Origin of the sequence: Alteromonas sp. BL110 (assembly GCF_003443615.1) — a bacterium.
In the GTDB taxonomy this organism is placed as follows: Bacteria; Pseudomonadota; Gammaproteobacteria; order Enterobacterales; family Alteromonadaceae; genus Alteromonas.
On record NZ_CP031967.1, the window covers coordinates 4,362,344 to 4,389,338 of the forward strand.

Annotated in this window: 25 protein-coding genes; 7 read left to right on the top strand and 18 right to left on the bottom strand. The window is 44.9% G+C overall.

Translation table 11 applies throughout. From position 1 onward, the window contains the following. The first annotated feature begins 60 nt into the window (after window positions 1–60). Both D1814_RS18985 and D1814_RS18990 read left to right on the top strand, forming a co-directional pair. A complete protein-coding gene (locus tag D1814_RS18985) occupies window positions 61–3,015 on the top strand; it encodes a ligand-binding sensor domain-containing diguanylate cyclase (RefSeq protein ID WP_118495199.1) in 2,955 nt (984 codons plus the stop codon). A 193-nt stretch (window positions 3,016–3,208) separates the two neighbouring features. Continuing rightward, window positions 3,209–3,841 (top strand): SDR family oxidoreductase, encoded by a 633-nt coding sequence (locus D1814_RS18990; protein WP_118495200.1) that lies wholly within the window; start codon window positions 3,209–3,211, stop codon window positions 3,839–3,841. Between the two features lie 70 nt (window positions 3,842–3,911). Here the strand turns inward: D1814_RS18990 and D1814_RS18995 are convergent, their stop codons facing one another. The 14 genes from D1814_RS18995 to yceD form a co-directional block, all read right to left on the bottom strand. Beyond that, window positions 3,912–4,469, bottom strand: a complete 558-nt coding sequence (locus tag D1814_RS18995; protein WP_118495201.1) for a pyridoxamine 5'-phosphate oxidase family protein — start codon at window positions 4,467–4,469, stop codon at window positions 3,912–3,914. A 35-nt stretch (window positions 4,470–4,504) separates the two neighbouring features. Next, a complete protein-coding gene (locus D1814_RS19000) occupies window positions 4,505–5,287 on the bottom strand; it encodes a TatD family hydrolase (protein ID WP_118495202.1) in 783 nt (260 codons plus the stop codon). 61 nt (window positions 5,288–5,348) lie between these two features. Further along, window positions 5,349–6,236 carry a DNA polymerase III subunit delta' gene (gene holB, locus D1814_RS19005; RefSeq protein WP_118495203.1) on the bottom strand — a complete coding sequence of 296 codons (888 nt, stop codon included), beginning with the start codon at window positions 6,234–6,236 and terminating at the stop codon, window positions 5,349–5,351. Beyond that, complete coding sequence (gene tmk / locus D1814_RS19010; RefSeq protein ID WP_118495204.1) at window positions 6,236–6,910, bottom strand: dTMP kinase; 675 nt, start codon at window positions 6,908–6,910, stop codon at window positions 6,236–6,238. Before tmk ends, holB begins: the two co-directional genes overlap by 1 nt. An 81-nt stretch (window positions 6,911–6,991) precedes the next feature. Further along, the gene (mltG, locus tag D1814_RS19015; RefSeq protein ID WP_118495205.1) at window positions 6,992–8,011 is read right to left on the bottom strand and encodes an endolytic transglycosylase MltG; all 1,020 of its coding nucleotides are present in this window, start codon (window positions 8,009–8,011) and stop codon (window positions 6,992–6,994) included. Window positions 8,012–8,194: 183 nt separating this feature from the next. Next, entirely contained in the window at window positions 8,195–9,049 is an 855-nt protein-coding gene (gene pabC, locus D1814_RS19020; RefSeq protein ID WP_118495206.1) for an aminodeoxychorismate lyase, read from the bottom strand. A gap of 219 nt (window positions 9,050–9,268) precedes the next feature. Beyond that, the gene (fabF, locus tag D1814_RS19025) at window positions 9,269–10,507 is read right to left on the bottom strand and encodes a beta-ketoacyl-ACP synthase II (RefSeq protein ID WP_118495207.1); all 1,239 of its coding nucleotides are present in this window, start codon (window positions 10,505–10,507) and stop codon (window positions 9,269–9,271) included. Between the two features lie 80 nt (window positions 10,508–10,587). Then, the gene (gene acpP / locus D1814_RS19030) at window positions 10,588–10,827 is read right to left on the bottom strand and encodes an acyl carrier protein (protein ID WP_012518211.1); all 240 of its coding nucleotides are present in this window, start codon (window positions 10,825–10,827) and stop codon (window positions 10,588–10,590) included. A gap of 199 nt (window positions 10,828–11,026) precedes the next feature. Then, on the bottom strand, window positions 11,027–11,767 hold the full coding sequence (gene fabG / locus D1814_RS19035) for a 3-oxoacyl-ACP reductase FabG (protein ID WP_118495208.1): 741 nt from the start codon (window positions 11,765–11,767) through the stop codon (window positions 11,027–11,029). A gap of 9 nt (window positions 11,768–11,776) precedes the next feature. After that, a complete protein-coding gene (gene fabD / locus D1814_RS19040) occupies window positions 11,777–12,706 on the bottom strand; it encodes an ACP S-malonyltransferase (protein WP_118495209.1) in 930 nt (309 codons plus the stop codon). 85 nt (window positions 12,707–12,791) lie between these two features. Continuing rightward, a complete protein-coding gene (locus tag D1814_RS19045) occupies window positions 12,792–13,757 on the bottom strand; it encodes a beta-ketoacyl-ACP synthase III (protein ID WP_071814538.1) in 966 nt (321 codons plus the stop codon). Further along, entirely contained in the window at window positions 13,754–14,749 is a 996-nt protein-coding gene (gene plsX / locus D1814_RS19050) for a phosphate acyltransferase PlsX (RefSeq protein ID WP_442857727.1), read from the bottom strand. The genes D1814_RS19045 and plsX overlap by 4 nt, the downstream gene beginning before the upstream one ends. Before the next feature lie 45 nt (window positions 14,750–14,794). Further along, the gene (gene rpmF / locus D1814_RS19055; protein WP_012518206.1) at window positions 14,795–14,965 is read right to left on the bottom strand and encodes a 50S ribosomal protein L32; all 171 of its coding nucleotides are present in this window, start codon (window positions 14,963–14,965) and stop codon (window positions 14,795–14,797) included. 3 nt (window positions 14,966–14,968) lie between these two features. Further along, complete coding sequence (yceD, locus tag D1814_RS19060; RefSeq protein WP_118495211.1) at window positions 14,969–15,502, bottom strand: 23S rRNA accumulation protein YceD; 534 nt, start codon at window positions 15,500–15,502, stop codon at window positions 14,969–14,971. Between the two features lie 236 nt (window positions 15,503–15,738). Between yceD and D1814_RS19065 the strand changes: the two genes are divergently transcribed. After that, window positions 15,739–16,368 (top strand): Maf family protein, encoded by a 630-nt coding sequence (locus D1814_RS19065; RefSeq protein ID WP_118495212.1) that lies wholly within the window; start codon window positions 15,739–15,741, stop codon window positions 16,366–16,368. Window positions 16,369–16,412: 44 nt separating this feature from the next. Here the strand turns inward: D1814_RS19065 and D1814_RS19070 are convergent, their stop codons facing one another. Beyond that, window positions 16,413–17,117, bottom strand: coding sequence for an HAD family hydrolase (locus tag D1814_RS19070; RefSeq protein WP_118495213.1), 705 nt, complete (start codon window positions 17,115–17,117; stop codon window positions 16,413–16,415). Between the two features lie 3 nt (window positions 17,118–17,120). Then, the gene (gene rluC / locus D1814_RS19075; RefSeq protein WP_118495214.1) at window positions 17,121–18,062 is read right to left on the bottom strand and encodes a 23S rRNA pseudouridine(955/2504/2580) synthase RluC; all 942 of its coding nucleotides are present in this window, start codon (window positions 18,060–18,062) and stop codon (window positions 17,121–17,123) included. A gap of 812 nt (window positions 18,063–18,874) precedes the next feature. Between rluC and rne the strand changes: the two genes are divergently transcribed. The 3 genes from rne to D1814_RS19090 all read left to right on the top strand — a co-directional run bounded on the left by rne (window position 18,875) and on the right by D1814_RS19090 (window position 24,616). After that, window positions 18,875–22,285: a ribonuclease E gene (gene rne / locus D1814_RS19080; protein ID WP_118495215.1), complete on the top strand. Its 3,411-nt coding sequence runs from the start codon at window positions 18,875–18,877 to the stop codon at window positions 22,283–22,285. 106 nt (window positions 22,286–22,391) lie between these two features. Further along, on the top strand, window positions 22,392–23,537 hold the full coding sequence (locus tag D1814_RS19085) for a phosphotransferase (protein ID WP_118495216.1): 1,146 nt from the start codon (window positions 22,392–22,394) through the stop codon (window positions 23,535–23,537). Window positions 23,538–23,806: 269 nt separating this feature from the next. Further along, entirely contained in the window at window positions 23,807–24,616 is an 810-nt protein-coding gene (locus tag D1814_RS19090) for a haloacid dehalogenase type II (RefSeq protein WP_118495217.1), read from the top strand. Between the two features lie 150 nt (window positions 24,617–24,766). Here D1814_RS19090 and D1814_RS19095 read toward each other — a convergent pair whose 3' ends face one another. Together D1814_RS19095 and D1814_RS19100 are read right to left on the bottom strand one after the other, a co-directional pair. Further along, a complete protein-coding gene (locus D1814_RS19095) occupies window positions 24,767–25,231 on the bottom strand; it encodes a GNAT family N-acetyltransferase (protein ID WP_118495218.1) in 465 nt (154 codons plus the stop codon). A 242-nt stretch (window positions 25,232–25,473) separates the two neighbouring features. Beyond that, window positions 25,474–26,376, bottom strand: coding sequence for a LysR family transcriptional regulator (locus tag D1814_RS19100; protein WP_232368931.1), 903 nt, complete (start codon window positions 26,374–26,376; stop codon window positions 25,474–25,476). 144 nt (window positions 26,377–26,520) lie between these two features. Here D1814_RS19100 and D1814_RS19105 point away from each other — a divergent pair, with 144 nt between their 5' ends. Then, on the top strand, window positions 26,521–26,982 hold the full coding sequence (locus D1814_RS19105; RefSeq protein WP_118495219.1) for a nuclear transport factor 2 family protein: 462 nt from the start codon (window positions 26,521–26,523) through the stop codon (window positions 26,980–26,982). Window positions 26,983–26,995: the final 13 nt, after the last annotated feature.

Sequence of the window (26,995 nt, forward strand, 5' to 3'; positions counted from 1 at the left end):
TGAAAGTCTTCAGCAATAGCGTAAGTTACACCTAAGAATAAACCTTAATGTTGCAACGTTATGCGCCGCCCTTCAGCTTACCTCTTTTTTATCCTTGCTTTATTGGTTAGCTGGAACCTTTGCGCACACGCTCAAATTGGTGCTCCCGCTTTTAATACATTCGATATGGAAAGCGGCATCACCCACGTTACTGTTTCTGACGTCGCAGAAGATAAATACGGCTTTCTATGGTTAGCGTCACAGTCAGGAATTGATAAATTCGATGGTTATACCTTTAGAAATTTTGGAATGTGGGGCAAGGATAAGTCTACAGGCCTTCAAACACTTAGTGTTCTTCAATTGGAAGCAAGCTTAGATGGCCAGTTTATTTGGGTGGGTACGTTTAGTGGTCTGAGTCGTTTAAATGTCGACACTGAAATGTTTATACATTACGCCCTTCCCGTTTCATCGTCATTCGACAAACAGATTATCAATAGGCTGAAAACCACGCATGACGGCATGCTGTGGATAATATCTGAACGAAATTTGTATCGGTACCACGATAAAACGGACAGTATAGAGTTAGTTAGCTATCTTCCTGACACTACGAGCACACTTACCGATGTAGAACTCATTGGCAATACAATTTATGTAACCTCCACTTCAGGTCTTTACAAGCTTGATCCTTTTAAAAGTTCACTAGAGTTGATTGCTTATAAGGGCGTGAACTTCACCCGTCTCGTCGCTGCCGAGCGTTCCAGGTTTTGGTTAGGGACTTCTACTTATGGTATTTGCTTGTTCAACCCCAATTCAGAACCTGAGGACATTACCAAACAGTGTACCAGTGAAGTACAGGGGCTATCGGATAACTCGGTTACGGATATTTTACTTCAGCGCAATGGTAACGTTTGGGTAGCAACCGAAAGAGGTTTAAATCTTTTAACAGCCCATAGCCCGTTCACGGTGTTGCGCTTTCCTATCAGTGACAAAGATTCAGGAGACGAGCGCGTTTCAAGTCTATACCAAACAAAGTCAGGTCTTGTGGTCGTCGGAACCAAAGATGATGGTTTTGCAATAAGCAACCCTGAGCTAAGCAACTTTTATACTACCGAAGTGGGAAATGGCCGTATTGTAGGCTCGATGACCGAATACAAGGGAAATAAAGTATGGCTAACCAACGAAAAAGGGCTATGGATTTACGATGCCGTCAATAAAGCTTACCAAGGGCCATTTACGTCAGATAGCGCTCGAACAACCGACGGTAGTGCAAGCGATAAGCTAACCAGTGTTTATTATGATAAACATAGCGACACGCTCTGGGTTTCGACACGCAGTGGGCTGGCAAAATTAAATAATGAAACAAAACAGCTTGATATTGTCGCATTACAGGGTAAATCTGGCTACAGCGTAAACATGGATGCTCAGGGTGATATCTGGTTCGGTGGCTATAGCGATGGTGTATTCGTTTATCGCCCGTCCGAGGGGCGTGTTATCAAGCAGTGGCCCCTTTCCCTCACTACTCGCATTCTTTTTGAAAATAACGAAAGTGCATGGCTAAGCACGGTAACAGGCTTACACTTTGCTAATAAACTTACTGGTGAGTTAACGAGCATTAGTGACTACACGGACAAAATAACAGACAGTACAGTGGTGACGTGGATTTCGCGCTCAAAACGCGGTGGCTACTGGGTAGGAACTCAAGCAGATGGCTTATTTTTTGTCACCAAAAATAACGATGATCTATCTTCTATCAACGTTACCCAAATAAAGCCAGAGAGTAGACTGAGTAAGATTTCAATTGGTGCCATTGTCGAAGATGATGAATATGGCTTGTGGATTTCAACTATAGTAGGCATTTCTTATTTAGCGCCTGATCTCGATACAATTTATTACTATGGCGCAGAGAATGGTGCCCTTTCTACTGGTTACTACATTGGCTCTGTAGCCACTACGGAAAATAACACTATTCTTTTTGGCGGAGCTGAAGGGCTCACTCAGTTTAATCCCTCTGACGTTACCAACGTAAAATGGTCTCCTGACGTTCACCTCACTAAAGTAGAAACAGTAAATCGAGATCAGAACAATGGCACTAGCGTTCAACAGCGTCTCAACTTAGGTGAAAAGATAGAACTTACCCATAATAATATTGCGCTTTCCATTAAGTTTGCAGCAACTGATTACATGAATGCCAATGAACTGCGCTACGCTTACAAGTTGGTAGATTTCGAAAATAGTTGGCGATTTACCGATTACAAAGCGCGTGTGGCGACCTATACGAATTTAGAGCCCGGACACTACCGTTTTACAGTAAAAGCGATAAACCAAGAAAACGTCTGGAGCAGCGATGAGGCCCAACTCGAAATTATTGTCATACCGCCATGGTGGGATAAGCCAGTTTGGCGTGGTGTACTGTTACTCTCTATTTTATTATTCATTACTTCGGTAGTTTGGCTGAGAATTTCGGCACTAAAAGCGCGTTCAGCAGAGCTCTCACTAAAGGTAGAAGAAAAAACGCGAGACCTTGAAGCCATGGTTGAGAAATTGACGCTTTTATCTTCTCAAGACTCATTAACGGGGCTTAAAAACAGACGTTATTTCACCCAACGTGCCAAAGCACAATGGCACGAATTTAAACGACACAACCGAGCATTTTCTTTACTCATTGTAGATATCGACTTTTTTAAGAAAATTAACGACGAGTATGGCCATCACGTAGGCGATGCCGTTTTGGTTAAAATAGCTAACACCTTGGAAAATAACCTACGGGAAAGTGATGTTATTGCACGCTGGGGTGGAGAGGAATTTTTGATATTGTTGCCTTCACTAAATGTACGAGAGGCGTATTGGGTCGCTGAAAAGTTACGTAAAAGTGTAGCGGAACAAGTTGTTGAGGCACCGCCTCATTTAGTCAACGTAACCATCACGTGTGGCGTCGCAGATATAAAAGACTATGACAGTGTAGATGCCTGTATTCATGCAGTAGATAAAAAGCTCTATGCAGGTAAAGAGTCTGGTCGAAACGCCGTTGTAAAATAACTGTCCCTTTATCTCTTTTCAGCGCTAAACATCTGGCTGGCAACGCTAATCACTTGCCACTTATCGATTTATGCAGTCAATCTCTTGAGCATGGCATTCCATCGCAGTTTGTGATCGCTAATAGCACTAGCTTCCTATGCAACCATGTATCGATAAACGATAGACATTTTTCAATTGCAAGGAGGATAGCATTATGGCTAATGTATTGGTAATTGGCGCTTCAGGACAGATTGGCAAACAAGCTACCGTCAAACTTTTAGATGCGGGACACAAGGTTTTAGCACCAGTGAGAAGTCCTGACAAACTATCTGACATACAAAATGATAATCTTAGTGTTGTTGAGCAAGACCTCGAAAAAGACTTTTCTTCGCATTTTGAAGGAATTGATGTGGCAGTATTCACTGCGGGCTCAGGTGGCAATACAGGCGCTGACAAGACGCTTTTGATTGACCTATGGGCTGCACGCAACGCGGTAAATTACGCCAAAGCGGCAGGTACATCCAAATTCATCATGGTGAGCTCTATTGGTGCAGGCGACCCTGATAGCGTAGATTCAGCAATTAAGCCCTACTTAGTTGCTAAGCACATGGCAGATGAGCACCTAATTAACAGTGGTTTGCATCATATTATTTTACGCCCAGGTACGCTACAAAATGAACCAGGCACCCATTTAGTTCGCACCGATATGCCAAGCAATAAAGATGATACTGTAATTCCTAGGGAAGATGTGGCTACAGCTATTGTTGAGAGTGTTTCAAAAGAGAGTAGTGAAAACACTATTACTTACCTGTTCAAAGGCGACACGCCAATCTCGCAAGTTTTATAGAGCCTAAAGCTCCCTCCCCTGTTTACTAACGCTACTACAGCGGGAGGGATACTATTATGCAAAAGGTATCTTAGGGAATTAGAGATTGACTCACCCAGTTACCGTTAGCGTCTTTTTGATGCCATTCTCGGCTTTGCGGGTTGCCTCTCAAATTTAGGTAATCTACGGTTTCAATAGCCAGTAATATCACACAAAAATGAGGCGGCACTTTATCAAAATCGCCTTCTATCTGTAGCGCCGTGCCGTCATTTCGCGGCGTACCCGGCTCGCCCCATAGAAACTGCTTTTTCCCAGCGTCCGACAATTTATTCCAGTGCTGTTTAACTAAGTTAATATCTTGGTTTGCCGTTATTAGTGTAGCAAGGCAAGAGAAACGGTATTGCTCTCTGCTTTTGGAAAAATACCAACAGACTTGTGCATGTGCGTTTTGCTCAAGTTGACTGAACTTTTCTGTGCGGGTATCAGAGATTACAACTAGCTGATTTTCCTCCGTTAACCCTCTAAATACCACGGTGCGGCAAAACGGTGTGCCGCTGCCATCGACCGTGGCTAACTGAAAGTATCGACTTTCTGGCATACTGCGGGTTTGGTGAAGACTTTTCGTCAGGCCCTGTCGCCATTGGGGCATACCCACCTCCTGATGTAAACCAACTGCTATCTTCGTTACGCTGCTTTTTTCTTATCAGCTAAAGAAAACAATGTATAAAAGTTGCGCGTAGTGATGTCGGCAAGCTCTTTTACCGATACACCTTTAAGCTCTGCAATAAATTCAGCCACTTCCACTACATAACCGGGTTGGTTTTGTTTACCGCGATGAGGCACAGGTGCAAGCCAAGGAGAATCAGTCTCAATTAATAACCGTTCTAAAGGTATAGCTTTCACCACTTCACGTAGTTCATCTGCAGAATTAAAGGTCACAATCCCGGAAATGGAGATGTAAAAGTCCATCTCTATAGCCGCTTGTGCCATCTCTAACGATTCAGTAAAACAATGTAAAACGCCTTTGGTGTGCGCAGCTTTATGTTCACGGAGTAGATTGATAGTGTCTTCTCTAGCGTCTCGCGTGTGAATAATAAGCGGCTTTCTGGTTTCATTAGCGACCTTTATGTGGTCTACAAAAGAAGTAAGCTGAATATCTTTGCTTTCTGGACTGTAAAAATAGTCTAGCCCTGTCTCCCCTATCGCGACAACTTCTTCACGCTGCGCCTTCTCTAGCAGTTCTTCATAACTGCATGCTTCATCTTGATGCAGCGGGTGCACACCACAAGATACTGACACGTCATCAAACTGGCTTACAGCATCTAACATGCTGTCGTAATCGCTAACCGATACGCACACGCAAAGAAAGTGCTCTACACCTCGTGTTCTAGCAAAATTTAACGTTTCAGCCAGCTCTTCTGGCCCTTGCTTCAGTCGGTCTAAGTGACAATGAGAATCTACGAACAAACTACACCTGTATTAATAATATTGCTTTCAAAAAAAGGAATTAAAAACCTATATTTGTCTGCTAACGTTGAAACTGTTTTAACAGCCCAAAAAGTACCATCGATTTATTCACCCCAGCGTGTTCGAGGGTTTTTACTGCCTCTACACACGCTATATAGCGTTCAAAGTCGACGGCCTGTTGACGTTTTATGTATTCGTCATGGGCCATTTGTTGGCACCACAATGCGATTTGTTGCGCATTGCTCTGCCACTTATTTGCAAGTGCTTGCACCTGCGTGTTGGCATCACCTGCTAAAAGCGCCTGCATACCATCGCTAAAATTTCGATAGCTAATATCTTCGTCACCAGAGAGCGCCTCTTCTACACGAAGAGGGGCATAGCCATAGGCAGCTAACAATGCCTCGCTTGCATCTTCTACGCCTTTAGCCTTTAGGTAGTTCAAACCGTCTGATACAGACGGAAGCGCAAGTATCTGCCGTTCACACCGGCTCAGTATAGTTGGCATGATCTTGTTAATACTGTCTGTTATCAGTAGTAGGAAAGTATTATTTGTGGGCTCTTCTAAGGTTTTCAATAGTGCATTAGCCGCCGCTTCTGTCATGGTATCGGCTCGGGGGATCAGCAAGACTTTGTTGCCACCCATTTGCGCAGTACCTGAAAGCTTAGCAATACCTTCGCGAATTTTGTCCACGCCAAGCTGCTTTTCACTTTCTAAAACATGAAAGTCTGGGTGATTCCCCGCTTGCCTCAGGTGGCAACTTTGACACTGCTCGCATGGTCCATCAGTACTAGGTTGCTTACACAATAACGCACTGCTTAATCCTAACGCGAGTTGGTATTTCCCAATACCTTTTGGACCTGTCAGCAGCAAGCCATGGTGCAGTTTCTTTGCTATATATCGCGATAGTAACGTTGAGAACGTTGCAGCAAACCAAGGCATAACTTGCATTAGCCTTTCCCCTGCTGGCTTTCATTTCTCGCTATGTTAGCGCTTTCGCTGCTTGAGGTCGTAACATAGTCATTGATGATAGCAATCACGTCTTGATGAACCTTGTCCATAGGCTGCATGGCGCTAATTACTACAATAGATTCATCTTGTTCAGCTAACGACAAGTATTTAGCGCGGGTACGCTCGAAAAAGGCGAGCCCAGCTTGCTCAATGCGATCAAGCTCGCCGCGGCCTCGAGCGCGCTCTAGCCCAATCGCAGGCTCAACATCCAAATATAGGGTTAAATCTGGCTTAAACCCTTTAAGGGCGATATCGCTGATGGCAGACATGGTTTTTTCACTGACGCCCCGACCGCCCCCTTGATAGGCTTGTGAGGATAAATCGTGTCTATCTCCTACTACCCACACACCTGCGTCGAGTGAAGGAAATATTTTATTAGTAAGCAGTTGAACGCGAGCGGCGTACATAAGAAGCAGCTCAGTTTCTTCACTAACGGCTTCATCCCAGTCGTGCTTTACACATTCTCGTATGGCTTCCGCCATAGGTGTACCACCTGGTTCACGAGTCTGCTCAACGCGCTTTCCAGCATCTTTTAATGCTTGAACAATTAGCCCTATTACAGAGCTTTTTCCTGCCCCTTCAAGGCCCTCAACTACAATAAACTTTCCGCGCATTACTTTTTAAACTCTGTTTTTATTTAGCTATAACGTACTGGCCCGATAACTGCTGTTTTCAATGTAGCTGCATCAGTACGATTATCGTTTTAACTGGTATTTTCGCACAGCTGCATTGTGTTCAGCTAGCGTGGTAGAGAATTGATGGCTTCCGTCACCTTTCGCTACAAAATATAAAGCATCAGTGGATAGCGGGTGCAGTGCTGCATGAATTGCCGCCTTGCCAGCCATGGCTATTGGCGTTGGCGGTAAACCCTTAATAACATACGTATTGTAAGGCGTTGCTGTGCGAAGGTGTTTACGCGTAATATTTCCATCGAATGTTGGCCCAATACCGTAAATCACCGTCGGGTCGGTTTGAAGACGCATGTTTTTGTTGAGTCTATTAACAAATACCCCGGATATCATGTCACGCTCTTCAGGTACTGCCGTTTCTTTTTCGATAATACTCGCCAAGATAAGTGCTTCATAGGGTGTCGCTAACGGAAGGTCCATGTCCCGTTGTTCCCACTCATGAGAAACAAACGCGATGAGCGCACGGTGTGCCCTTTTCAAAACTTCACTGGCTGTAGTACCTTTAGTAAAAAAGTAAGTGTCCGCCAAATACACCCCTTCAGTCTGAGACACGTCTTCGCAGCACCAGTCAACACCGTTACCTTGCGTTAGCTCACCTAATTTATCGTCGTTTAAATCGAAAACAAGATGGGTATTTTGCTTAAGCGTTTCAATCCATTGAGAGAGGGTTAGCCCTTCGACCAAGCTTACCGTAAAGAAATGCTCGTCACCTTGAGTAAATAGCGTGAATACATCCACTAACGATTGGTCAGGGCGTAACATGTATGTTCCTGATTTAACCGATGTGCTGCCTGCAAAAAATTTGAGCCACACTTTGGCCACAAACGGCGGCACATCAGTTATTTCTGCTTCTCGCAAATGCTTTACCGTGCGATAAGCATTACTTCCGCTTTCTATCGTAAATAAGGTTTCACTTTCCAGTGTTAAGTCTGCAGTGACTTTTCCAGACACGTACATTATGCCAGATGCAACACCAATTACTGCAACCATAACAAGGGACAGCAAAATAATAACAGCCCGCTTCATACTTGGGCTTCCCTTTTGTATATTGTTTTATATTCCATTCTGCTTCGTTCTACGCCTAATTCTTCAATTCATACAAGAGTGCATGGGCTTTTTTGTTTGCGTTTATGATATCAATTTTTGTACTAGCTTTTTTGTAAGCTGCCTTCACTCTCTTTTTACTGTTCGCTTTTCACTGCCTACTTTTTACTGCCCACTTCCCACTGCAATATTAAAACGTGCCTTCAGGGCAGCAACTGCATCGCTTTTAACATCAAAATCAACCACAGAAAAATCAGTCAATCGTACCTGTTTCACCGGCATAACACCCATCAACGCGTTAGTAATTACCACCGCGCTGGCTTTTCGTAAAAAAGAAAGATCGTAACTCCCAACGTGGAGTGCACAGTTATCGTTTAACAGCGAATCAACGAGACACTGCCTTACAACACCATTTACCCCGCTTCCCTTTAACGAGGGGGTATACCATTCGTCATTAAGATAAAAGAAAAGATTACCCGCACTAGCTTCAATAATACTATCTTGGGTATCGCAAACGATAGCGTCATGGGCTCCAGCTTCTTCTACTTCATGTTTTACAAGTACTTGCTCTAGCCTATTCATATGCTTCACGCCAGCAAGCAGTGGCTGAATGGCTAGCCTGGTTTGCGCACAAATAACCGTCACCCCCTCATCAGCAAGACTATCGTAATGACTTGGGTGTGGGTGCTGACTAAATCTTACTCGTGTTTCGCTGTCTTTACTTCGCGCGTAACCTCTACCCGCCTGACCACCAGAAATGTGGACTTTTAGCACATACTTAGACGCGTTCTCATCTGAGGCATTTTTTATCGCACTAACTTGTTCAGCGATAGCTGTTTCTAGGGTATGGATATCGATATCGAGTTTGATGGCAGCAGTATCGTGCTCTAAACGGGAAAGATGATAAGGTAATAATTCTACTTTGTGTTCGTTCACCATCAATGTGGTAAACACACCGTCTCCGTAATTAAACGCCCTATCACTTGGTGAAATAGGCGTAGCGCTGGGAATAATTATCACTGCCTACTCTTGTTCGCCGTTATTATCTTTGAGGGAAGTATACCAACTTGCATTGGTCAAACAACTTATAGCTGTGACCAATTGTTTGACTCGCCAATAAAGAAAGCCTGAAACGTACAATTTTCGACGTTATATTTCTTTATAAAAACAACAAAAGGCAGCCGAAGCTGCCTTTTACATATAAGTGAAAAACACTCATATTGTATTAGATACGGTGCGTTAGATACGCTTGAAAATCAATGAACCGTTTGTACCACCAAATCCGAATGAATTACATAGTGCATAGTCTTCATTGAATGCTTTCGCTTTGTGTGCAACAAAATCTAAGTCGCAACCTTCACCTGGCTCATCTAAGTTAATGGTTGGCGGCGCCATTTTGTCACGCAGTGCCAAAATAGTGAAAATTGCCTCAACCGAACCCGCGGCACCTAGTAAATGACCTGTCATTGATTTAGTAGAGCTAACAAGTAGCTTATAAGCATGATCATTGAACACGCGTTTTACCGCAGCCACCTCAGCAATGTCGCCAGCAGGCGTAGACGTACCATGTGCATTAACGTAGCCAATATCGCTTGCGTCCATCTTTGCATCATTTATTGCATTTTGCATAGACGCAGCCGCACCTTCACCATCTTCAGGTGGAGAGGTCATGTGGTATGCGTCACCGCTCATGCCGAATCCAACCAGCTCAGCATAGATGGTAGCACCACGTGCCTTAGCTGCTTCGTATTCTTCTAGCATTACCACGCCAGCGCCCTCACCCATGACAAAACCATCGCGGTCTTTATCCCATGGGCGGCTTGCTGCCTGTGGATCGTCATTACGAGATGACAACGCACGTGCTGCGGCAAAGCCCGCCATACCTAACGGCGTAATCGACGCTTCTGCGCCACCGGCCAGCATGGCGTCAGCATCGCCATAAGCAATCGTTCTTGCGGCAATACCTATGTTATGAACGCCTGTTGTACACGCAGTCACAACGTTTAAATTCGGTCCTTTCAACCCTTCCATGATAGACAAAAAGCCAGAGATCATGTTGGTAATGGTTGAAGGTACAAAAAATGGCGATACGCGTTTAGGGCCACTATTCGTCAGTTTCAAATGGTTTTGTTCGATTTGCTCTAAACCACCGATACCTGAACCAATAGCTACACCTATGCGATGCGCATTATCCTGTGAAACAGTTAAACCAGAATCGACCAAGGCTTGCTTGCCTGCTGCTATACCCAGCTGGATAAAGCGGTCCATCTTCTTGGTTTCTTTCTTTTCAATGTATTCCTGCGGATCAAAATCGTTAATTTGACCTGCGAAACGGGTTGAATAGTTACTACAATCGAAATGGGTGATTTCACCAATGCCGCTCTCGCCTGCGAGCAGTTTGCGCCATGTGTCTTCGCTATTAAGACCTAATGGTGAAAGCATTCCAAGACCAGTAACCACTACGCGACGTTTTGTCACAAAAAGCCCTCGCTTTGGAACTAAGGTAGGAGATACAAAAACGGCTCTGTAAGAAGAGCCGCTTTGTCGCTACTTAAGACTTAAGCGTCTTTATTAGCGTTGATGTAGTCAATTGCAGACTGAACAGTAGTAATTTTTTCTGCTTCTTCGTCAGGAATTTCAGTGTCGAATTCTTCTTCCAAAGCCATCACTAGCTCAACAGTGTCAAGTGAATCAGCGCCTAAATCGTCAACGAATGAAGCTTCTGCTTTTACTTCTTCTTCTTTCACGCCAAGTTGTTCAACAATGATTTTCTTAACGCGTTCTTCAATGTTACTCATAATTCTAGGTTTCCCTTAAACGTCACTAGATAATAAAAGTGCCGCTAGTTTATTTTGCAAGGTACATCCTTGCAAGCACCAGTTTAAACAAATTTTCTGGTCAAACCAGCGACATTCGAAATTCGTAAAATACTATTTTTACATCCAAGTTCGGGTAAATACCACCCCAAACTAAGGAAAATTCGCAATTTTTGCGAATTTACCCCATATACATACCACCATTTACATGGATGGTTTCGCCTGTAATATAGGCTGCACCATCGCTCACTAAAAAGGCAACAGTGGCTGCAATTTCATCAGGCGCACCTAAGCGGTTCGCCGGAATATCTTTGAAAATGGCTTCTTTTTGGTCATCGGTCAGCGCTTTTGTCATATCGGTATCGATAAAACCAGGCGCCACAACGTTGATGGTAATTCCACGAGAAGCTACTTCACGAGCCATCGATTTGGAGAAACCAATAACCCCTGCTTTGGCCGCGGCATAGTTTGCCTGACCAGCGTTCCCCGCACTGCCCACCACTGAACCGATATTTACAATGCGACCACAGCGCTTCTTCATCATACCGCGAAGTACCGCTTTTGACATTGTAAAAATAGAGGTTAAGTTAGTGTCAATAATATCTTGCCACTCGTCATCTTTCATGCGCATTAGCAGATTATCACGGGTGATACCTGCATTATTGACCAAAATATCGATGCTACCAAACGCTTCGTTAATTGCTTTTAATGTTGCATCAACGCTTTCTTTGTTGGTGACATTTAGCGCAAAGCCTTTGCCGCCAAACTCAGAAAGATAGTCGCTGATTGTTTGTGCACCGTTTTCACTGGTTGCAGTTCCAATAACCGTAGCACCTTGCTGGGCAAGCTGCGTGGCAATCGCTTTGCCTATACCTCGGCTTGCGCCGGTAACAAGCGCAATTTTACCGTCTAATTGACTCATTGCGTTTCCTTATAGTTTTAATGCTTCAACACCGTCAGGTGTATTAACTGCTAGAGACGTGAGGCTCTTATCGATACGTTTGTTCAATCCGGTAAGTACTTTACCAGGACCTACTTCAATAACGCGCTCAACGCCCGCTGCCGCTAAATATTCAACAGTACGAGTCCACTGAACAGGGCAATAAAGTTGTCTCACTAATGCGTTTTTGATTGCATCGCCTTGAGTTTCAATAGTCACATCTACATTGTTGACAATATTGATTGCAGGCTCATTAACGTTCAATGACGATAACGCGTCTTCTAACTTGTCTGCCGCTGGGCGCATTAGCTCACAGTGTGAAGGCACACTTACCGCAAGAGGAAGTGCGCGCTTAGCACCCGCCTCTTTACACGCATTCGCGGCCTGCTCGGCGGCGTTCTTTTCGCCAGCAATAACTACTTGGCCCGGAGAGTTAAAGTTAACTGGCGCAACCACATCACCTGTAGCAATGGCGGTTTGCTGGCAAATATCAGCAATGGCAGCATCATCTAATCCGATAATGGCGTACATGGCACCCGCACCGGCCGGTACAGCTTCTTGCATATATTTACCGCGGGCTTCTACAAGCTTTATAGCATCAGCAAAATCCATGGCGCCGCCGCACACTAGCGCTGAATACTCACCAAGGCTGTGACCCGCTAAGTAATCTACGTCTATACCCTGCTCGCGTATAACACGCCATATTGCAACACTCGCGGCAAGTAACGCTGGCTGCGTGATATGCGTTTCATTGAGTTTACCGTCTGCATCGTTTTGCACTAAATCCCACAGATCATACCCAAGTGCGTCAGACGCTTCTTTAAACGTCGCTTCGATAATAGGAGAGGTCTCGGCGAGCTCCTTAAGCATACCTACGCTTTGCGAACCTTGTCCTGGAAATACACAGGCTGTCTTTGTCATGTCGATTCCTTATTATTTTTAATTTACTAGAAACGAGAAAACGTCGAAGTTGGAATGCCCTTTAACAAGGCAAACAGCAGCAAGGCTAATAGCGAACAAGCGCTGATGCCCAAGCAAATCCGCCTCCGAATGCTTCTAGTAATAAATGCTGTCCGCGTTGAATGCGGCCGTCTCTGATAGCTGTATCAAGTGCTGTAGGTACGGTAGCAGCAGAGGTATTACCATACTGCTCTAACGTAAGCACTACTTGATCAAGAGACATATTCAGCTTTTTAGCTGTTGCTTTAATAATTCTAAAGTTTGCTTGGTGAGGTACTAACCAGTCAAGATCTGATTTTTGCATACCATTAGCGGCAAGGGTTTGTTCAACCACTTCTGAAAGCTTTGTTACCGCAACTTTAAAAACTTCATTGCCGCGCATCACACCCCAGTTCTCATGAACGGATTGTTCATCACCTCGTGTTGGATTGCCCACGTACAATAGGTCTCCATATGAACCGGCGGCATGAATATGTGTAGACAAGATGCCTGGCTCATCACTGGCTTCTATAATGGTCGCGCCTGCTGCGTCACCAAACAGAATTACCATAGTTCTGTCTTCTGGGTCTATTAGACGGCTTAAGCAGTCGGTTCCGATTACAAGAATGCGTTTAGCCATTCCTGATTTAATGTATTGGTCAGCAACACTCAACGCGTAGCAATAACCTGCACACGCAGCTGCTACATCAAATGCAGGGATGCCGTCTAAATCAAGGATGCGCTGAATTTCACATGCTGTGCTTGGAAGCGCATAGCGACCACTTGTGGTAGCGCACACAATCATGTCAATAGATTTTGGGTCGATGCCCGCCATTTCGATGGCTTTTTTACTGGCTTCTGCCCCCATGGTAGCAGCGGTTTCATCTGCTCCAATAATACGTCGCTCTTTTATCCCGGTACGGTCAGTGATCCATTCGTCACTGGTGTCCACCATTTGCTCTAAATCTGCGTTTGTACGCACGTCGCTGGGATAATAGCTACCTGTTCCTATAAAGCGTGAATATTTGCTCAAAGCTGCTCCAACAATACCGTTTCTATCTTAGTCTTTATCTTTTCAGGTAAATGCATTTTTGCTTCTTTCATTGCTTGCACGATGGCGTAATAAAAGGCGTCTTTTTGTGCATTTCCGTGACTCTTGATAACAATGCCGCGCAATCCTATCAGACTCGCACCGTTATACTGGTCGGGGTTCACGCTGTTATAGATAGATTTCAGTAATGGGAAGGCAATTTTTGCCAATAAACGGGTATAAAAGTTCTTCTGTGACTGGCGTTTTACTTCATTTATTACCAGCTTAGCCAGTCCTTCGCTCGATTTAAGTGCTACATTTCCGGTAAAGCCGTCTGTAACCACTACATCAGCATGATCGGTGAAAATGTCGTCGCCTTCTACATAACCAATGTAATTAATACCTGGTGCATCTTTAAAAAGCTGGTCGGCAGATTTTACCTGCGCGTTACCTTTTATGTCTTCTTCACCTACGTTCAATAGGGCAACCCGTGGCGATGCTATGCCGGCCACCTCTTGGGCAAGCACTGAACCCATCACACCATATTGGAAAAGTATTTCAGGCGTACAGTTTACGTTAGCGCCTAAATCTAGAAGAAAAACGTTATGGTTCCCTGTTGTGGGCATCATGTTAATAAGCGCGGGCCTATCAATGCCTGATAAGGTTTTGAGTAGGTAGAAGGACAAGGTGAGTAATGCACCAGTATTACCTGCGCTTACGCACGCATCAGCTTCGCCGTTTTCGACAAGTTCGATAACACGACGCATAGAAGAATCTTTCTTGTAACGTAATGCTGATGTAGGTGCTTCGCCCATTTCAACCACTTGCGAGCAATGCTTTATCGTAACGCGGTTGCGTTCAGCATCGGTAAGCGACTGTAGGCTAGAATTGATAATTTCTTCGTCACCGCACAATGTGAAATGCACATCGGGATGGAGTTGGATAGCCTTTACGGCCGCAGAAAGGATAACAGGGGGACCATGATCGCCCCCCATGATATCTAACGCTATGGTTAGTGTAGACAAAATGTAGTCGCCGTATTACGCGCCGATTACTTTCTTGCCTTTATAATAACCGTCAGCAGTCACGTGGTGACGACGGTGAGTTTCGCCTGACGTTGAATCGACAGACAAAGTCGCGCCTGTCAATGCATCGTGTGAGCGACGCATACCGCGCTTAGAACGCGTTTTACGATTTTGTTGTACTGCCATAACTTACTCCTGGTCTCGCTTAAGTTCTTTCAAAACCGCGAAAGGGTTTTGTCGCTCTTGTTCCGGTTCAATCTTTCCAAACGACATATCGTCTTGCTTCACCGTACACTCCGACTCTGCATGAAGGGGTACAATTGGCAAAGATAACAGTAGCTCGTCTTCAAAAATTCGAAGCAGATTAACTTCTCCGTGGTCGTTGACCTCTACCGGTTCGTAAGCCTCGGGAATGATGTCGTCGCTTTCTTGTTCTTCTCCCTGCACTGGAGTAAAACAGAATTCCGCTTCCACGGGATAATCGAGTTCACCATTACACCTTTGACAGATAAGTGTTACCTGCGTGGCTAAATGACCGTGAAAGACAGTAAGACCCTGCGCGTCTTTTTCGAACTGTACTTCTGCGTCCACATAGTCACTGCATCGGACAACTGCTTCACTCAATCGTTCCATATCTTTAGACGCAATCACGCCCCGATAATCGGAACGTTTCATGGCACTTTTAGTCGGTTCAACCGAATGAGGGAGTTTCACTTTCTGCATAGGGCGCGCATGATATAGGGTCAACCCCTTCCTGTCAAAGCAAAATTGCGTTTTAACCTACAATAAAAGGCTGTATGTCGTCCGCAGTGATAATGTAACATTGTGCATGAGGGTCGGTTAACCTTTGAAATACGTATTTGGGTCTAAATGGCACACGGACCGCTGCAAAAAATGTACATCAAAGTTTAATAAGCCTTAATGTTATGCAACATAATGATTTTATAAAAGGAGTATTTGTGGCCTCTCTTATCCTCGCTTCGTCATCGCAATACCGCAAAATGCTGCTTGCCAACATTGGTATTTATGTAGACACCCACACACCTGATATAGACGAAACTCCCTTCGCTAATGAGAGTCCTACTGCGTTAAGCTTTCGTCTTGCGCAGCAGAAAGCGCATAAAGTAGCCGCAGATATAGGTAGACTAGATAATGTAGAAAGCGACACCATTATTATTGGTAGCGACCAAGTGGCTTTGGTACAAACCGACACAGGGCCTCAGTTACTCGGCAAACCAGGGACATCTAAAAATGCAGTTAATCAACTTATGGCGTGCCAAGGTAAGCAAGTGTCATTTTATACTGCACTTAGTCTTTATCAGCCTAGTACCAATAAGACAATAACGCAGGTAGATGAAACCCGAGTTCTCTTTCGTCATAACAGCGAAGCTGTCATTCGCGCCTATGTAGAAAAAGAGCAGCCGCTAGATTGCGCCGGTAGTTTTAAAAGCGAAGGATTAGGTGTATTACTGTTTGATAAAATAGAAAGCCGAGACCCGAATAGCTTAATCGGCCTTCCTATTATGCTATTAAACGAGCTATTGGACGCGCACTTCAATATCAATTTATTAGCTATGGCAACTCAGTAGTAGTTAATACAAATGAAGGAATACGCCGACAAGAAGCAGGGCTATTAAAATAGCGCTGCTTCTAGCTCCTTAATGGAATGAACAAGCGCCACTGGTGACAGTGCTTCTAAATATACCTGCGCATGTACGCCGTATGACACCCCTATTCTGTCCATTCCAATGGTTTTGGCCATCTGCATGTCATAGGTTGTATCACCTATCATCACAGCATCTTCTACTTCAAACCCAAGCTCATCAAGAAGCTGCAACAACATATCTGGCGAGGGTTTTGATTCTGCGTCGTCAGCTGTGCGCGACGCACTGAAAAAAAGACCGGTTCCTGTTTGTGCCCATGCTCTATCAAGGCCACGGCGCGCTTTCCCCGTAGCAACGGCTAACGTGCACCCCGCTTCTTTTAAATTACCGAGAAGCTGCTCAACGTCATTAAACAGTGGGCACGGTGTAGTATCACGGGTAACAAACGCTTCTTTATAAGCTGCAACTAAACGCTCAGCTAATTCATCATCTTCAATTTTAAAAAGCTGCTTTATGGCCGGCCTTAAACTTATGCCGATAATATGCCCTACCTCATCATAGGTAGGAATTGGCATACCACACTGCTCTGCTGCTAGCTGCATGCAGCTGACGATTTTCGCCGCCGAGTCCATTAAGGTGCCATCCCAATCAAAGATGACTAATTTATATTTGGGGTTATTTTCGTTTAACGAGTCAATAGACTGTGCTGCCACAGCCTGATTCTTTGAATACATAAATTACAGCGCTTTGAGTGTATTTGAGAGTGTGTTGTCTAGTGGTGCCGTGAACGTAACCCGCTCTTCAGTTGCTGGATGTACCAGCGAAATACTGCGAGCGTGAAGGAACAGTCTGTTTAGCCCTCTTTGGCGCATTGACGCATCGAAATTCGCATCTCCATATTTTGAGTCGCAAGCAATAGGATGACCTGCGTGTAGGCAATGAACGCGAATTTGGTGCGTTCTACCCGTAATCGGCGACGCCTCAACTAAGGTAGCCCCTGCGTATTCTTCTAATATGCGGTAGCGCGTTTCAGACGGTTTACCATCGTCACTTACACTTACCATGCGCTCGCCCGATTGAAGTACGTTCTTGCGAAGCGGCGCCTTAACTTTAAATCGAGTTTTAGGCCATTCACCTGCAACCAGTGCATTATAGCGCTTGTCCATTTTGCCCGTGCGAAGTTGCTCGTGCATATGACGAAGGGCAGAACGCTTCTTAGCAATTAAAATACAGCCAGAGGTATCGCGGTCAAGTCTATGTACCAATTCCATAAACTTAGCTTCGGGGCGCAAGGCTCTTAAGCCCTCAATTAAACCAAAGCTTAAACCACTGCCGCCGTGCACCGCCATTCCAGACGGCTTGTTTATAACAAGTATTCGGTCGTCTTCAAAAAGAATATGAGACTCAAGCGCTGCAATTTTATCTAGTTTAGGCGAAGGCGCAGGTGCGCCTTCCGACACACGAACAGGTGGAATTCTGACTAAATCGTCGGCTTGTAGCTTGTATTCAGGCTTTACACGACCTTTGTTCACTCGCACTTCACCTTTGCGTAAAATGCGATAGATCATACTTTTAGGCACGCCTTTTAACTGCGTACGCAAAAAGTTATCGATACGTTGACCAGCCAAGTCGGCTTCAACCGTTACAAAACGTACTTTTTTGGGAGCTTCTTCTTTCATGCCCAGAGTATACCTCATTGCTATTTCTCTGGGCTAATTGAAAGTGAGAAATAATTTAAAAAAGCATTTATCGCCGCAATTTTAACCAAAGGCGGTTTTTCGCCATTCATCTGCGCTCAGTGAACAGCCTACTTATTGAGATATACACAATTTATTCACTTGCTTTCCTTGCTAAATTTGCAGTTTTGGTGCGATAATTAACGTCGTTTTTTGAACGGTAATATTCACATTTTAGTTTTTGATAGTAAGTGGTAAACAAACGCCCTTCCAGAAACGTGAAACTCAGCGTTATAAAAACAACAATCGAGAACGAGATAGCAATCTATAAAGAACGACGATGCTACTCACACTTGTAAAACGAAAAAGTATGGCGTTCGCGTTGGTAGCATCCGCAATGAAAAAATATTTTTCAGACCAACCAAGCTAGAGAGGCAACGACTACACTGCCGTAATAAAGCAACCGCCATTGCTTGCGAACATAAAATAAGTTTGCCGTTAACTAACAGAATTAAATGACTAGCGAGCATATAAAATTGCTCGTAAAAAAGAATACAGTAATAAGGGCTAGTCGCTCCCGACATCCTTAAAGCAGTGTGGCCATTACCATTCGCTTGCGAATTTGTCTGAAAATAAGACACAAGCGGAAACAGTTGAAATTGAGCACTAAAAACGGTGCTGACATGGCCAACCACCAAGGATAATGCGACGAAACAACAAAGTCCCCGTCCAGCCGTGAGGTTGCGCGGTGAGGGTTTGCACATGTCACTTTAATTTTGTGTCTTAACGGCTGTACTAAAACAGAGTTAGATACAATGAAAAGAATGTTAATTAATGCAACTCAGCAAGAAGAGTTGCGCGTTGCCCTTGTTGATGGGCAACGGTTGTACGATTTAGATATTGAAAGCCCAGGGCACGAGCAGAAAAAAGCGAACATCTACAAGGGTAAAATTACTCGCGTTGAACCAAGCTTAGAAGCTGCTTTTGTCGACTACGGCGCAGAGCGCCACGGTTTCCTTCCACTCAAAGAAATTGCCCGCACTTACTTTCCTAAAGGTTACAAATTCGAAGGCCGCCCTAACATCAAAGATGTGATCAAAGAAGGCCAAGAAGTTATTGTTCAAATTGATAAAGAAGAACGCGGTCAGAAAGGCGCAGCCTTAACTACATTCCTATCGCTTGCGGGTAGCTATTTGGTGCTTATGCCAAACAACCCACGCGCTGGCGGTATTTCACGCCGCATTGAAGGCGACGAGCGTACTGAGCTTAAGGAATCACTAAGCAAGTTAGACCTTCCTGAAGGTATGGGCCTAATTGTTCGTACTGCCGGCGTAGGCAAGTCGTACGAAGAGTTAGAGTGGGATTTAAAAGTCTTACTTAAGCATTGGGAAGCTATTTCAGAGGTAGCTGAAGAGCGCGAAGCGCCTTTCCTAATTCACCAGGAAAGTAACGTTATTGTACGCGCTATTCGTGACTACCTGCGTCGCGATATCGGCGAGATCCTTATCGATAAAACCAGCATTTACGAGCAAGCCTTACAGCACATTCAGTTGGTTCGCCCTGACTTTGCAAACCGCGTAAAGCTTTATCGCGGTGAAGTTCCGTTATTTAGCCACTATCAAATAGAAAGCCAAATTGAGTCTGCGTTCCAGCGTGAAGTACGCTTACCGTCCGGCGGCTCAATTGTTATCGACCCAACCGAAGCACTAACATCAATTGATATCAACTCTGCCCGCGCAACTAAGGGTGGTGATATTGAAGAGACTGCTCTTAATACTAACTTAGAAGCGGCAGACGAGATTGCTCGCCAATTGCGTCTTCGCGACTTGGGCGGCTTGGTTGTTATTGACTTCATCGACATGACGCCAGTACGTCACCAACGTGAAGTCGAAAACCGCATGAAAGACGCGGTAAGAAGTGACAGAGCCCGTGTACAGCTTGGTCGTATTTCTCGCTTTGGTCTATTGGAGATGTCTCGCCAGCGTTTGCGCCCTTCTCTAGGTGAATCAGCGCACCACGTGTGCCCGCGATGCTCTGGTCACGGCACCATTCGCGGTACTGAATCTTTAGCACTGTCTATTCTTCGTATTTTGGAAGAAGAAAGCATAAAAGAAAATACAGGGCAGATTGAAGCACAGCTACCTGTTCCAGTTGCAACTTATTTACTTAACGAAAAACGTAAATCAATTCAGCTTCTTGAAAAGCGTCATGGCGTAGATTTACTGCTTATTCCTAATGCAAACTTAGATACACCTCATTACCAGGTGTTGCGCCGACGTCCGGACGACGTTGTGTCTGAATCAAGCTACGACGTAGAGCTAATGCCTGCGGTAGAAGCTGAAACAGAAACGACAACCACGGCGCCAGTTAAGCGCGAAGAGCCTGCGCTTAAAGGGCTAGTTGCGCCAACGGCTGCACCTGTTGTACCGCCTAAAGAAGAGCCAGCAAAGCAAGCTGACGACGTGCCTTCGCTATTTGCTCGCTTTGGCAAATGGATCAGTGATTTGTTTGGTAGCGAAAGCGAAGAAGAAACCAATAAAGACAAGAAAGCACAGTCTGGTAACCAAAATAGAAATAACCGCAGTCGCAATAACGACGACCGTCGTCGTAAGCCGCGCAATAAAAACAATCGCCGTGGCAGCCAGTCTAAAGGCCGAGACCAAGATAAAGATCAAAATCGTGATGGCGAACAGAAAGACAATCGCAAAGCTCGCGGCGATCAACGAAGAGATCAGAATCAAGAACAGCGAAGAGACCAGCGCCAGGACCAAGACGACAAGCGCAATAGCAAAGGCCGTAAGCCGCGTAAAGCCCAACAACCTCGCGATGAGCAACAAAAGCCTAAGCAAGATCAACACGAAGGCGAGCAGCAAGAAAACCAAGCGCAGAAGAAGCGTGAAGTGGCTGAACGCAGAAAACGCCGTGACAAGCGCCGTAGCGTTCGTGTGAAGAAAGACGACACTGTCGTAAATACTGCAGAACAAAACGAAACCCAGTCGGCCCCTGCACCAAAAGAGACACCGGTGCAGCAAAAGCCTAAAGCACCGAAAGTAGAGAAAACAAAAGCGCCAGCTGAAAATAAAAGCGAGTCTAAGCAAGACGCTAAGAAGCCAGTGCCGCAAGCGGAACAACAAGTAGCTGACAAACCTGTTGACGCTAAGCCAGTTAGTGCTGAATCGGATGTGACTAAGGGTGATAGTCAAGCTCCAGTAGCTAACGAATCGGTTGAAGGCGTTGAAGCGACTGCTGATAACAACACTGAAGCTCACAACGAAGAACAAGGTCAAAAACGTGAAGGTCGTGGCCGTTCGCGCCGTTCACCTCGCCATGTTCGTGCAGCTGGTCAACGTCGCAAGAAAGAAGCGCAGCAAGTTGACGATGCAGATACTCAAGCTAAGCAACCTGGCGAGCTTTCACCGCAAGCACCTGAGGTTGAAGTTGCTGCGACAGCTAAAGCTGAAGCGCCTGTTGTTGAAGAAACGCAAGCACAGGAGCCTGGTCAACTAGCGCCAGCCGACGAGCAGCCAGCATCTAACCAAGGCAAGCAAGAAAAAGCCAAGCTTGATGTTGAAGCCGTTCAGGACGAACTTCAGTTTGATGCAGAGCCTTCAGCGGAAGATAAGCCTTCAGCGGAAGATAAGCCTTCAGCGGAAGATAATTCTTCTACGACTGAAGCAACTTCAGCAGAAGATAACGCTACCGCTAAAACCGAACAGGCTAAAGAAGCACAAAGTGCTGAGCGAGCAAGTGCACCTGAAGAAACCTCGTCTGCAGTAGACACTGAATCGACAGGTGAAGCTATCGATACCGAGAGTGCAAGCCCAGCGTCAGAAGCAAAAGATGAAACAACATCGCCAGAACAAGTTGAAATTAACTTGGCAGATGCACCTGCAAAAGCAGGATCTGAAGCTCCAGCGCAAGATGTAAAAGCCGCTAAGCCTGCTGCTAAAGAAAAGCGCACTGTGAAGGCAGCACCTGTTTCGACTAGCCTGGCCGCTAGCGGAAAAGGCAAGCGTGGTGCATCTCACCCTATGGCATTGCCTGCGGTAGTAGACGACACATTTGTTGATGTTGCACTTACAGCAAAGGCTGACGACACACGACCTGCACTGGCAGTATCGGGTAAGACTGCGGCCATGTCGCACGTAAACTCGCACGCATCAGCGACTACAACACTTCCTCAATCAGTAAGTGACGTTGTTAAAGACGCAACAGTGGTTGAATAAATCTCAGCCGCTAGTGTTTTACTAGCTAATGCATGTAAAAGCCGCTTTCGAGCGGCTTTTTTGTTTGTTAGTGTACTTTTAAAATAGAGTCGGAATTGAGAATAAAATGTCAGGCACGGTAAACCAGCAATATATCGATTGGTTAAGCCAAGTGTGTAACGCACGAATATTAAACACACAACTAATTCAGCCCCTTTGGAGTGGTTACGGTGCGTGCTTTCGTGCCACGCTAGACTATTCCAGTGACGGCACCGTAAATGACAGTAAAAATAATGGCTCTGTTCGTGCAGAACCAAGTCAGCAATCGCAAGAAAGCTCAAGAGCCTTACACAAAGTCAACCACCACAAACGGGTTACCCAGGTTGTGGTAAAATGCGCCACACCGCCAAACACGCTATCACACCCCAAAGGCTGGAACGGCGACGCGAGCCACGACCGCAAGTGCCAATCTTTTAAGGTAGAAAACTGTTTTTATAGCCAAGTACAAACGCAAATTATTAGTGGCTGCCCCACTGCCAAATATATAAGACACGACCTACACGGCGAATCCTCCCTTCTTGTTATGGAGGACTTAGCAAGCATTGGTTATTCTCGCACCGCGACTTCACTTACCGCAGCGCAATGCAAAACCGTTTTAAAATGGCTAGCTCACTTTCACGCATGTTTTCTTAATGTAAGAAGTGAATTTGATAGCCGAAATTTACAATTGTGGCCTGAAGGTACTTATTGGCACTTAGCTACACGTGAAGATGAGTTCCAAGCCATGCCAGAGGGTCTGTTAAAACAAAACGCCGTTACTATAGCTAAAACTTTAGCCAGTGCTCACTATCAAACACTAGTGCATGGCGATGCTAAAGTGGCTAACTTCTGTTTTACCGAAGATTTTTCTGACTGTGCCGCCGTCGACTTTCAGTATGTTGGTTATGGTGTTGGAATAAAAGATGTGGCTTACTTTTTGGGTAGCGCATTACCCACTGAGACCCATATAGCCCATAGGGACGCTTTACTCAATACGTATTTCGTTGCACTAGAAGGCGCACTACAAGCTCGCCTGTCACACCATGATGCTCCTTCTTATTTTACAAGCATTGACATTCAGTACGTTATTGCTGAATGGAAAATGCTGTATCCCTTTGCCTGCGCTGACTTTTATCGTTTCTTATCTGGCTGGAGCCCAAAACACTGGAAAATAGATGCAGAGCTTCAGTACCAAACTAATATCGCCTTAGCCGCCTTAAAGCAGAAAGTGTAAACCAAAGCCCTTAATACATAGTGAGGTAAGCCCTTAACCCGCAAAAACGGTAAAAGCTCGCAAAAAGCCTTCATCGGCGCCTTATAGTCGCTTTTACTCAGCAGGATGGATAAAAACTTCAAAGCAAGGACGCCAAATTTATCAAAACATTAAGGGTAATGGGGATCGGTTAACCATCAGAAAACCGTCATTTCGTCTCATTAGCTATTGCATTAAAGCCTTATCCATCTTATTTTGAACACTCGTTCAAATATTAATTAAGGATAATCATGGCTCGTTCACCTTCATCATTACTATCACGGATATGTTGTGCAACCGCTTTAGGCCTAGGTCTGCTGTCATCACCTGTTTTTGCGCAAACAGGAAATACCGATGCAATTCAGGTAGATAAGAAAGAATTGCGCGCGCCCAAAGTTATCTTTTTTGATGTAAACGAGACCCTTCTTGACCTTACCGCTATGCGCAGTTCGGTGGGTGAAGCATTAGGAGGGCGAGATGATTTGTTACCGCTTTGGTTCTCTACCATGCTGCATCACTCGCTGGTCGACTCAACCACTGGTCGCTTTCACACCTTTGGAGAGATTGGCGTTGCCTCACTATTGATGGTCGCTGAAATTGAAGGTATTGAATTAACTAAAGAGCAGGCTAAAACGGCGATTGTCACGCCTTTGCGTAGCCTTCCCCCTCACCCAGACGTACGCGATGGCTTGCAGGCGCTAAAAGACAAGGGCTATAAACTGGTCAGCCTTACCAATTCGTCTAATAAAGGCGTGTATACTCAGTTTAAAAATGCAGACCTACTGTCTTACTTCGACGAGCGACTTAGCGTTGAAGATATTAACTTGTACAAGCCCGATACACGCACTTATGAGTGGGCTATTGAAAAAATGGGCATAGCAGCAGAAGACGCTATGTTGGTCGCGGCTCACGGGTGGGATATTGCTGGGGCTAAACAAGCGGGCTGGCAAGCTGCATTTATCGCTCGCCCCGGCAAAGTGCTCTATCCTTTAGCGCTATCACCTGACACTGTAGTGAGCGGGTTGAATGAGTTGGTATCTCAACTACCAAAAGCGAAATAAGCATTCGGTTTTTAATTGATAGTATATAGGTGCATATAAAAGCACCACTTATCGGTGGGCATGAGTAACCAAGGCCGCTTAATACTCTGGCTATACGCCTGAGCCAAAGCTACAGGTCATGCCAACCGATTTTTCGAGCTAGACACCGAATTACGCTTTTGCCGTACCTGCTCTTTTCATATCTATATGAGGGATGTCATCTTCCAAATACATGGTTGATGTGGCTTCAAAACCAAAACTCTCATAAAAGCGTTTTAAATACTCTTGGGCGCCAATTTCAATATCGCAGCCTGGCCACAATGCTTCACAGTGATCAATGGCTTCACGCATAAGGGCTTTACCCGCTCCTTTCCCCCGAAAGGCTTTACTCGTCGCAACACGGCCGATACTGACAGATGGATAACTGACACCTTCACCAAGTAATCGTGCACACGCCACAAGTTTATTATTTTCAAAGCCCATTAAGTGATGGGTTTGCGAATGACGGTCTTTTTCATCTAGTTCTGGATAGGGGCAGTTTTGCTCAACAACAAAAACATCGACTCGCAGCTTAAGCAGGTCGAAGAGTTGGTGATTCGTAAGTTCATTAAAAGTGAGTGATTGCCAAGAAACCATATTACCCCGATGAATTTCTATTATTAACGTTCTTATATTGCACGGTAACGTTTGTTGTTAAAAGCGCGATAGTAAAAGACTAAAGCTCATGACCTGTCGTAGTAGTGTACCCCATTGGTATTTACCCACAAAGCGTATCAAGCTCACTTTAAACAGAATCGCTTTCGCTTAGCACAACGGTTTTATTTTGTGATGGTAAGCAGCTTTCCCCATCGCAATTCCCCTAACCTTTTGGATGCTCACTAAGGGTTAAGATATTCGTTATTTGCTAATCCGGCCTTTACATAGTCGATGAAGGTTTTAATTTTGGTGAGTTTTTTTCGTCCTTCAACACTCACCACTTGGATAGGCAACTTGTTATCTTCCACATCTTCTAACAAGCTAACCAATTCACCACTTTTAAGCGCATCAGCAACCTGGTAAGACATAAGCCGTACAACACCTACACCATCTTTTGCAGCATTAATTGCCGCTCTATTTTGGTTAGACTGAAAGCGAGGCGTAAGCTTAACAGGTATAGCTTTGCCACCTTTGTGGTAGGTCCATATGGCAGGTTCGTTGAATCGTGTAGGAAACAAAATGCTATGCTGTTTTAAATCTTCCGGTTTCTTGATGGGCCCGCTGCTTTCTAGGTAAGCAGGTGCTGCGCAGGTTACGCGCCTTACATACCCAACAGTAACACCATAAAGCGATGAATCTTTCGGCTTACCAATTCGTATTGCTACATCAATATTATTATCAATCAGATTCACGACGTCATCGTGAAAATGACCGTTAATTGAAATATTAGGATAATCCTTTAGGAACTGAGAAATAATCGGCGTTATGTAACGCTCTCCGAATAATATAGGCGCAGTTATATTGAGTTCACCTCGTGGCGCGAGATCTAAGCCAGATACGGCAGCTTCACTTTGTTCAATGTCGTTCAATATACGTGAGGCATGACTTAAGTAATGCTCTCCCACTTCGCTCAGCTTTATTTGCCGTGTTGTGCGATGAAAAAGCCTTGTATTTAACTGAGATTCCAACTGTGCAATACAGCGAGTAATGGCAGGCGCTGACATCGACAAAGTGTCTGCAGCCCCTACAAAGCTACCCGATTTAGCCGCCTCGACAAACACTTTCATACACAAAAGCTTATCCATATTATTTCACTTTTTGAAATTATGAATTTTAAAAATAGCCAATTATTAAATAAAAGGAAAGCATTAGTATTCCCATAACCTTATTCGCACTTTCAATTAAAACAATATTGATAAACCACAGACCGATAACAAGGGGAGACATTTATGAGAGCGCCAACACCACCATTTTCACTTAAAACCGCTGCGCAAAAAGTGCGCCTTGCTGAAGACGCTTGGAACAGTAAAGATCCGGTAAAAGTTGCGGGTGCTTATACCTTTGACTGTAGCTGGCGCAACCGCGCAGAGTTCATTGAAGGGCGAGCTCAAATAGTAAGTTTTTTAACGAGAAAGTGGAACAAAGAGCTTAATTATAAACTGGTAAAAGAGCTATGGACGTTCAACGCAAACCGTATTGCGGTCCGCTTTGCCTATGAGTACAAAAACGATTCTGGACAGTGGTTCAGAGCTTACGGCAACGAAAATTGGCAGTTCAACTTAGAAGGCCTAATGGAAAAGCGTATAGCCAGTATTAACGAACTTCCTATTGCTGAGGGTGATAGAAAATTTACCTGGGATGGTAACCGACGCCCCGACGACTTTCCTTCACTGTCGGAGCTTGAACTATAAACAAGTTCAGTGA